This is a genomic window from Desulfurellaceae bacterium, assembly GCA_021296095.1.
In the GTDB taxonomy this organism is placed as follows: Bacteria; Desulfobacterota; Binatia; order Bin18; family Bin18; genus JAAXHF01.
In genome coordinates this window covers 3,719-8,527 of the sequence record JAGWBB010000160.1, presented here as the reverse complement: position 1 = coordinate 8,527, position 4,809 = coordinate 3,719, and the positions used below count along the sequence as shown (strand labels likewise).

At 62.3% G+C, this 4,809-nt stretch carries 7 protein-coding genes; 5 read left to right on the top strand and 2 right to left on the bottom strand.

From position 1 onward, the window contains the following. Both J4F42_22110 and J4F42_22105 read right to left on the bottom strand, forming a co-directional pair. Nucleotides 1–749, bottom strand: a 749-nt coding sequence (locus J4F42_22110) for an acyl-CoA dehydrogenase family protein (GenBank protein MCE2488218.1), incomplete at its 3' end; no start/stop codon positions are given. A gap of 427 nt (nt 750–1,176) precedes the next feature. Then, on the bottom strand, nt 1,177–2,313 hold the full coding sequence (locus tag J4F42_22105; GenBank protein MCE2488217.1) for an LLM class flavin-dependent oxidoreductase: 1,137 nt from the start codon (nt 2,311–2,313) through the stop codon (nt 1,177–1,179). 137 nt (nt 2,314–2,450) lie between these two features. Between J4F42_22105 and J4F42_22100 the strand changes: the two genes are divergently transcribed. From J4F42_22100 to J4F42_22080, 5 genes are all read left to right on the top strand, one after another. After that, nucleotides 2,451–2,855: a TetR/AcrR family transcriptional regulator gene (locus J4F42_22100; GenBank protein ID MCE2488216.1), complete on the top strand. Its 405-nt coding sequence runs from the start codon at nt 2,451–2,453 to the stop codon at nt 2,853–2,855. After that, the gene (locus J4F42_22095; GenBank protein MCE2488215.1) at nt 2,852–3,130 is read left to right on the top strand and encodes a hypothetical protein; all 279 of its coding nucleotides are present in this window, start codon (nt 2,852–2,854) and stop codon (nt 3,128–3,130) included. Before J4F42_22100 ends, J4F42_22095 begins: the two co-directional genes overlap by 4 nt. Nucleotides 3,131–3,187: 57 nt before the next feature. Then, entirely contained in the window at nt 3,188–3,469 is a 282-nt protein-coding gene (locus J4F42_22090; protein MCE2488214.1) for a hypothetical protein, read from the top strand. 230 nt (nt 3,470–3,699) lie between these two features. Then, nucleotides 3,700–4,461, top strand: coding sequence for an SDR family oxidoreductase (locus J4F42_22085; GenBank protein ID MCE2488213.1), 762 nt, complete (start codon nt 3,700–3,702; stop codon nt 4,459–4,461). A 241-nt stretch (nt 4,462–4,702) separates the two neighbouring features. Next, nucleotides 4,703–4,809 (top strand): CoA transferase (locus tag J4F42_22080; GenBank protein ID MCE2488212.1); only part of this gene is annotated, 107 nt, incomplete at its 3' end.

Genomic DNA, 4,809 nt, shown 5'->3' with positions numbered 1-4,809 from the left:
CGTTCGTGGTTGAGCAGCGCCTTGGCCACGGTCCAGCCCTCGTTGACGGTGCTGATCACGTTCTTGGCCGGCACCCGGACATCGGTCAAAAAGGTCTCGCAGAAGGGCGACGAGCCGCTGATGAGCTTGATCGGCCGGGTTTCCACCCCGGGGGTTTCCATGTCCATCAGGATGAAGGTGATGCCCCGGTGCTTGGGCGCGTCCGGGTCGGTCCTGACCAGCATGAACATCCAGTCGGCGAAGTTGGCGTAGGAGGTCCAGATCTTCTGGCCGTTGATGACGTAGAAGTCGCCGTCGAGCACGGCTTTGGTCTGGAGCGAGGCCAGATCGCTGCCCGAGCCGGGCTCCGAATAGCCCTGACACCAGCGAATTTCGCCGCGCACAATCCTGGGCAGGTGTTCCTGCTTCTGCTCTTCGGTGCCGTACTCCAGCAGGGTCGGGCCGATCATGGTCAGGCCGAATCCGATCAGCGGCACCGGCAGCTTGAGCGCGGCCATCTCTTCGCGCAGGATTTTGGCCTCGGCCTTGGACAGCCCGCCGCCGCCGTAGCGGGTCGGCCACTCGGGCGCGGTCCAGCCCTTTTCGGCCATGCGGTCGAGCCAGACCTTGGCGTCCGGGTTGGTATACCTGGCCTTGCGGCCGCCCCAGTTGCCCTCCAGCTCGCTCGACGCCGTACCGACAATCGAGGCCGGGGCGTTGTCCGTGAGCCACTGGCGTGTTTCGACGCGAAAGGTTTCAAGATCGGCCATTGCTGAGTCCTCCTACTCGAAGTCGTAGCTTGGGTCAGCCGAAGGCATAACCCAACAGCTGCTTGTCGGCTTACGCTCCGCTCAGCCGACCTACGGGGGGCTACTGTAGCCGATTGCGAAAAAAGACGAAAGCGGGACGGAAGCCGGTCAAGAAGAGAGTGGGGATGTTTGCTCCGCATAGCCCACAGCGGCCTTTTCCCGCGCCGGCACTTGCGCCGGGGTGGGTGCCTTGTTCCCCCACACGTTGTCAAAGGGGGAAGCGCGAAGCGCAGGGGGATTTCGGGAGTGTCGGAACACTGAGCCGGTTCAGTGCCCCGGTAGGGGCGGGTTTCAAACCCGCCCCTCCTGTATACCCGGCAACAAACCGGCGGGCAGGAATTGGGAACGAAGGCTGAACGGGTCTTCCGTTCAGCCTTCGTCATTCGGCTCAGGCAGCCTTGGAGGCGGGCGCCGGCATGTTGGTCAGCGGCTGGGGCGTGACCAGCGGGGTGGTGTCCCACTTCTTGAGTTCGGGCAGGACGTGTGTGGCAAAGCACCTGAGGCTGCGCTCGGCCTCGTCGTAGGGCATGCCGGCGTAGCTCATGTTGCACATGATGCCGTTCATGTCGATCATGTCGCGCATGTTCTCGATCTTGCGCAGCACCTGGTCCGGGGTGCCCCACGGCATCAGCTTGACGAAGTCCTTGGCCGCGCCGTCCATGCCGTGCTTGTTGATGTACTTGCCGACATTGCTATAGAACTCGTAGCCCTTGTGCGAGCCGAAGTGCTTGCCGGTCATTTCGTAGTGGCGCATGGCGGTGTGGTAGTAGGCGCCAATCCACTTGTAGGCGTTCTCCTCGGCCCGCTGGGCGTCTTCGTCCACATAGAAGAAGCCCCCGCACAGCGGCTGGGGCGGCTTGGCCTCGGCCCCGTACTCTTCGCTCCAGACCTTGTGGTAGACCTCGAAATCCTGCTGCACGACTTCCCACGGTTTCTGCGGGATGACCAGCAGGCCAATACCCAGCTTGGCCATGATCGGCATCGACTCGGGCGACACCGCCGCAGCATAGGTGCGGCCATCGAAGGAGTATTTGGGATACGGACGGATCTCGCGGCGCGGCTGCTGGGTCTCCAGGCCGCCCTCCACGTAGCCGTTTTTCAGGCCGTTGATGACCAGCTCGGCGTATTCGACAAAGCGGTTGCGGCCCTCGTTCTGGTCAATCCGGAAGCCCTCGTACTCGACCCGGGCCAGGCCGCGGCCAAAGCCCAGGATCATCCGGCCGTCCGACAGGTGGTCGAGCAGCGAGATCTGCTCGGCAACCCGGACCGGATCGTGCCAGGGCAGGACGATGACCATCGTGCCCAGCTTCATGTGCTTGGTCTTGCCGGCCATGTAGGACAGAAACTGAACGGCGTCCGGGCACATCGTGTAGTCGGTGAAGTGGTGCTCAATCGACCACACCGAATCAAAACCCAGCGGTTCGGCCAGTTCGGCCAAACGCAGTTCCTCTTGATACACTTCGGCGTCCGACCGCACATTGCCGGGATTCTGAAAAACCGGGGCATAGCCAACATGTAGTGACATAGTTTCCTCCTTCAGCGTGCTCTACAGATTGTGCAGTTCATATTCTATACTCCAGGGTGTATACGCCCAGCGCCCTACCGGTGTCAAGCAAACCGGGACTTGCCCGGACCGCGCCGGACAGGCTACAAGAACGCGACATGCTGACAGGCAAACGCTCCCGCAAACGCACTGCCGTGGAAGAGGAAATCCTCAAGGTCACGGCCGATATGTTCAGCCAGCGCGGCTACCACGCCACCACCCTGGACGATATTGCGGTCGCGGCCGGCATTTCCCGGGCCGCGTTCTATTCGTATTTTCCGAGCAAGGAAGAACTGCTGCGCCGGATGTACAACCAGGTCATTTCCTCGACCCAAACCGCGCTGGAGCGTATTGCGGCCGAGGATTTGCCGGTCCAGGAGAAGCTGCGCCGCATCACCCGTCACCATGTCCACTACCTGGCCACCCATATGCCGCTGGCCCAGGTCTTTTTCTCCGAGCTGTTCAATCTGCCGCCGGAGATGGAGCGCTCGGTCACCCAGAGAAAGTGGTCGAAGAGGGAGTGAACACCGGCGTGCTGATCCCGGTCCACCCCAAGCGGTTTACCTATGCCCTGATCGGCATGTGGAACTGGATGCACCGCTGGTATCGGCCGGAGGGCGAGTGGACGCCGGACACCGTGGCCGAGGAATTCATCCGCATCCTGGAGTCGGGCTATCTGCAACGCCAGGCCGAGCCCGAGTCCGAGGCGCTGTGGCGCGAACTCAGGGCCCTGCGCCAGGAGGTGGCGGCCCTGCGGACGAGCCTGCGGGCGACGGACAAAGCTGATAGCGTCAACTGAACGACGATCACATATGACGGTGAGCCGTATCAGAAACCGGGCACACAGGAGGAACGCATGACCGAGTATGAAACGGCCGCGTTGGCCGTGCGACAGGCTGCATTAGCCGTGCGACAGGCCGCATTAGCCGTACAGCACGACACGCTCAGCCTTGGCTACTGGCAAGTCGCGGTCGCGTTTCTGGTCGGAATGGCTCAGTGTGCCCTCATAGCATGGGGTGTGGCGGTCATGAAGGGCAACACCAAAAGCCGTGACGCCAGCCTGGAGGCCCTGGCCGATATTGGCGCGGGGATTCGGGAGTTGTTGCGGGAACGCTCTACCAACCGGCCAGCCGATTAGCGACCAGGGAGGAACCATACTGGAGCAACAGCCAGAACGGCTGAAAACGAACGCGACACCAGGAGCATTATCTCTGCTCAATCATCCGGCGGTCGAATAGGGAGGATGTTCTGCTTTACAGACTGTCCCCGTAAGGCCGTGCCGGCTTGCGTGTCCAGTCGGTGCAGAGTAGGAAACGTGATGCTGTGCCATCTTGTGAGAAGAAATCGGAGCGAGAGAGGAGTATCATTATGGCTGGTCAATTGGACGGAAAAGTAGCGCTGGTCACAGGCGGCGGCTCGGGCATCGGCCGGGCCACCTGCCGGGCCATGGCCCAGGAGGGCGCCAAGGTCGCGGTCGCCGATGTGGTGGTCGAGGGCGGCCAGGAAACGGTCAGGCTGATCCAGGAGGCTGGCGGCGAGGCGATCTTCATCAAGGCCGATGTGTCAAACGCGGCCGAGGTGGAAGCCATGGTCCAACAGACGGTCGCCAGCTATGGCCGGCTCGACTGCGCGTTCAACAATGCCGGCATCGAAGGGCCGGTGTGTTCGACGGTCGAGTACACCGAAGAGGATTTTGATCGGGTGGTGGCCATTGACCTGACCGGGGTGTGGCTGTGCATGAAGTACGAAATCCCGGTCATGCTCGAACACGGCGGCGGGGCGATCGTGAATACCGCCTCGGTCGCCGGTCTGGTCGGCTTTCAGGGCATCTCGGCCTATGTGGCCAGCAAACACGGGGTGAACGGGTTGACCAAAACGGCCGCCCTGGAATACGCCAAAGCCGGCATTCGGGTCAACTCGGTGTGTCCGGGGGTGATTGAAACGCCGATGGTCAAGCGCGCCTTTGAAAAAAGCCCCGGCATGGAAGAAGGGGTGGCGACGGTCGAGCCGGTCGGGCGTCTCGGTCAGCCGGAAGAAATTGCCCAGGCCGTGGTGTGGCTGTGTTCCGATGCGGCCTCATTCGTGACCGGTCATCCGATGGCGGTCGACGGCGGTCTGGTCTCCCAGTAAGCCCGCGTTCTCCCCCCTTTGGAAACGTGTGATGCAAAAAGAAACCCACCCCGCCGCTATCGCGGCACCCCTCCCAGGAGGGGATTGGAGGTAGCTCCCCTCCTGGGAGGGGCGGCCGAAGGCCGGGGTGGGTTATCCCCGATCCGGCAGTCGGCACCCGACAGGAGAACTCAGGTTCCTGGGAATGTGTATCACGCGTTGAAAAAGGGAGAACCAGAGAGAGAATCAGAAAGCACAGCCCATGCCGCTGTCAGGCGTCCGCGTTATTGAAGTTGGTCTCAACCTGGCCGGGCCGCTGGTCGGCGCCATCCTGGCCGACCTGGGCGCCGATGTCATCAAGGTCGAACG